Origin of the sequence: Noviherbaspirillum sp. (assembly GCF_035654295.1) — a bacterium.
In the GTDB taxonomy this organism is placed as follows: Bacteria; Pseudomonadota; Gammaproteobacteria; order Burkholderiales; family Burkholderiaceae_D; genus Noviherbaspirillum.
The window spans coordinates 1-3,810 of sequence record NZ_DASRXF010000202.1; the positions used below are offsets into that span (position 1 = coordinate 1).

4 protein-coding genes are annotated in these 3,810 nt (G+C 63.0%); 1 reads left to right on the top strand and 3 read right to left on the bottom strand.

Features of this window, described 5'->3' with window-relative positions:
- On the top strand, nt 1-1,753 hold a 1,753-nt coding region (locus VFF99_RS18620; protein ID WP_325020417.1), incomplete at its 5' end, for a propionate--CoA ligase.
- A 64-nt stretch (nt 1,754-1,817) separates the two neighbouring features.
- On the opposite strand, the gene xth is transcribed toward VFF99_RS18620, so the two are convergent.
- The 3 genes from xth to VFF99_RS18635 all read right to left on the bottom strand — a co-directional run.
- Complete coding sequence (gene xth, locus VFF99_RS18625; RefSeq protein WP_325020418.1) at nt 1,818-2,582, bottom strand: exodeoxyribonuclease III; 765 nt, start codon at nt 2,580-2,582, stop codon at nt 1,818-1,820.
- A 191-nt stretch (nt 2,583-2,773) separates the two neighbouring features.
- The gene (locus VFF99_RS18630; RefSeq protein WP_325020419.1) at nt 2,774-3,541 is read right to left on the bottom strand and encodes a phosphatase PAP2 family protein; all 768 of its coding nucleotides are present in this window, start codon (nt 3,539-3,541) and stop codon (nt 2,774-2,776) included.
- Nucleotides 3,542-3,597: 56 nt separating this feature from the next.
- Nucleotides 3,598-3,810 (bottom strand): aldehyde dehydrogenase family protein (locus VFF99_RS18635; RefSeq protein WP_325020420.1); only part of this gene is annotated, 213 nt, incomplete at its 5' end.

A 3,810-nucleotide genomic window follows, 5' to 3' on the forward strand; every position in this document is an offset into this window, starting at 1 on the left:
GTTCGTCGGCGGCAGGACCAACCTCTGCCACAATGCGGTGGATCGCTGGGCCGACAAGCAGGGCGACAAGCCGGCATTGATCGCCATCTCCACCGAGACGAACACCGAGAAGGTCTACAGCTTCAAGGAACTGCAGACGGAAGTGATGCGCGCCGCCGCGATGATGCAATCGCTCGGCGTCGGCAAGGGCGACCGCGTGCTGATCTACATGCCGATGATCGCCGAGGCTGCATTTGCGATGCTCGCGTGCGCGCGCATCGGCGCGGTGCACTCGGTGGTGTTCGGCGGCTTCGCTGCGAACAGCCTTGCCACCCGCATCGACGACGCGAAACCGAAACTCATCGTCTCGGCGGACGCCGGTTCGCGCGGCGGCAAGGCGGTGTCCTACAAGCCGCTGCTCGATGAAGCGATCGGCCTCGCGCAGCACAAGCCCGCTCATGTCCTGCTCGTCAACCGCGGTCTTGTACCGATGGACCTCGTCGCCGGCCGCGATGTCGACTATTCGACGCTGCGTGAGCAGCACCTCAAGGCCGAGGTGCCGGTCGAATGGCTCGAGTCGAACGAGATGTCCTACATCCTCTACACCTCGGGCACGACCGGCAAGCCCAAGGGCGTGCAGCGCGATGTCGGCGGTTACGCAGTGGCGCTGGCCTCGTCGATGAAGCACATCTTCTGCGGCAATCCCGGCGAAACCTATTTCTCCACCTCCGACATCGGCTGGGTGGTCGGCCACTCGTACATCGTCTACGGCCCGCTGATCGCCGGCATGGCGACCATCATGTACGAAGGCTTGCCGATCCGCCCTGATGCGGGCATCTGGTGGAGCATCGTCGAGAAGTACAAGGTCACGCGCATGTTCTCCGCGCCGACCGCGGTGCGCGTGCTGAAGAAGCAGCCGCCGGAGTTCATGAAGAAGTACGACCTGTCCTCGCTCAAGGCGCTCTACCTCGCCGGCGAACCGCTCGATGAGCCGACCTCGCAATGGATTTCTTCCGAGCTTGGCGTGCCCATCATCGACAACTACTGGCAGACCGAAACCGGCTGGCCGATCCTGACAGTAGCGCGCGGCGTGGAAAACACCGCGACGCGGCTGGGCAGCCCCGGCGTGCCGATGTACGGCTACAACGTCAAGCTGCTCAACGAATCGACGGGCGAGATGTGCGGCGCGAACGAGAAGGGCGTGGTCGTGATCGAAGGGCCGCTGCCTCCGGGCTGCATGCAGACCGTGTTCGGCGACGACGAGCGTTTCGTGAAGACTTACTGGTCCAACTTCAAGCAGCAGGTGTATTCCACCTTCGACTGGGGCATCCGCGATGCCGACGGCTACTACTTCATCCTCGGCCGCACCGACGACGTGATCAATGTCGCCGGCCATCGTCTCGGCACGCGCGAGATCGAGGAAAGCATCTCCAGCCATCCGAACGTCTCCGAAGTTGCCGTGGTCGGTGTTGAAGACAAACTGAAGGGCCAGGTAGCGGTCGCCTTTGCGATCCTAAAAAATGCCGACGCGGCAGCCACGCCGGAAGGACGCAAGGCGCTGGAGACGGAAGTGATGGCGGTGGTGGACAAGCAACTGGGTGCGGTGGCACGCCCGGCGCGCGTGCACTTCGTCAGCCTGCTGCCCAAGACGCGCTCCGGCAAGCTGCTGCGCCGTTCCATCCAGGCGCTGTGCGAAGGACGCGACCCGGGCGACCTCACCACCATCGAAGACCCGGCTTCGCTGCAGCAGATCAAGACTGCGCTGTCGGCGTAAGTTGTCGACTGCCCGGTGCCTTCGGGCATCGGGCGCCTTAGTCGCCTTAGTCGCCTTAGTCGCCTTACTCGATGGTTGCGATGACCGGTGTGTGATCCGACGGCTGCTCCCACTTGCGCGGCACCTTGTCGATCTCGCAGGCTCTGCAGCGTGAGGCCAGTGCGGGCGACAGCAGGATATGGTCGATGCGCAGGCCCATGTTGCGGCGGAAGGCCATCATGCGGTAATCCCACCAGCTGTACATCTTCTCCGGCTGCTCGAACAGCCGGTAGGCATCCTTGAACCCGAGATCGAGCAGGCGGCGGAATTCCGCCCGTTCCGCCTCCGAGCACAGCACCTGGCCTTCCCAGGCCTTCGGATCGTGCACATCGCGGTCTTCCGGCGCGATGTTGTAATCGCCCAGCAGCGCCAGGCTCTCGTGAGTCTTCAATTCATCCGCCAGCCAGCCGTGCAGCGCATCCAGCCATTTCAGCTTGTACTGGTACTTGTCCGAACCGACCGCCTGGCCGTTCGGAATGTAGGCGCAGACGACGCGCACGCCTTCGATGGTGGCGGCGATGATGCGCTGCTGTTCGTCCTCGTAGCGCGGATTGTTGCGCGTGACCTCGCCCATCGCATGCTTCGACAGGATAGCGACGCCGTTATAGGTCTTCTGCCCGGTGAACACGGCCTGATACCCGGCGGCCTCGATCTCGGCCTGCGGAAACTTGTCGTCGGTGAGCTTGGTTTCCTGCAGGCAGAGGACATCGACGGGGTTTTCACCCAGCCATTGCAGTACCTGCGGCAGGCGGACTTTCAGGGAATTGACGTTCCAGGTGGCGAGTTTCATTGAGGACGTTGAATAGTGATCTGCATGGTGTGCCCGATTCTAGCGTATGTCCGCATAATGCATAGAGGACTGTAATGTCCGGATAATCCATCGAGGACTTTAGGGTGGGTAGAGCGAAGCGAAACCCACCGAACAACTCCTGCTGTTCGCATGGCGGGTTTCGCTGCGCTCTACCCACCCTACGATCCGAATCATGGCGCCGAGGAACGCGCCCCGTCCACACTGTTCGTTTCGACTTTCCCCCTGCCTTGCAGCCACAGCATGATCAACCAGCAGATCAGCGCCCAGCCCGCCCCGACTGCCCAGCCGGCGAGCACATCAGTTGGCCAGTGCACGCCGAGATACACCCGGCTGACGCCGACCGCCATGGTGAGCAGGCTGGCTGCGGCGAGAAGATAGATCTTCACGCGCACGTCCCGCTCGGTGCGGGCAAGCAGCGCACCGAGCGTCAGGTAGACCACGGCCGACAGCATGGCGTGGCCGCTGGGGAAGCTTTGCGTGTACACGGCCGTCACGTGCGGCACGAGGTCCGGCCGGGGACGCCCGAATCCCCACTTGAGCAGGTGGCTGAGTGCGATGCCGCCGATGATGGAGACGAGCACCATCCATGCCGCGCGCCGCTTTCCGGTGAGGAACAGGAATCCGGCCACGAGCGCGGTGACGGTCGTGAGCAAAGCTACTCCGCCAAGTGCGGTGAAATCCCGCATGATGCTTTCGAACCACGCCGGGCCGAGCGGGTCGGACAAGTCCGACCGGTTGCGGAAGGCGAGAAGGATGGCGGTATCGAAGGCGACGGTATCGCCTTCGCTGACATCGTCGGCGATTTCGACGAAGGCAAACAGCGAGGCCGCCGAAATGAAGGCGGCGAGGAGCACGGACTTTTCCGCCGTGCTCACGCGCCGGAGCAGACCAGACAGGTTGAACGAGACTTTCTTTAGCCGGTTCGGCAGCTGTTCCATGTTTTTCCCTCGCGCATGCTTGTTATCTTGATCGCGCGAGGGAAAAACAGTTTCATTTAGCGGCTTGAGGGAAAGCTGAACATCGCCCGGCCCGGGTCGTTGGATGCCGGCCAGCGCTGAGTGATGGTCTTGCGGCGGGTGTAGAAACGCACGGCATCTGGCCCGTAGGCATGCAAGTCGCCGAACAGCGAGCGTTTCCAGCCGCCAAAGGAGTGGTAGGCGACCGGCACCGGCAGCGGGACGTTGACGCCGACCATGCCGACCAGGAT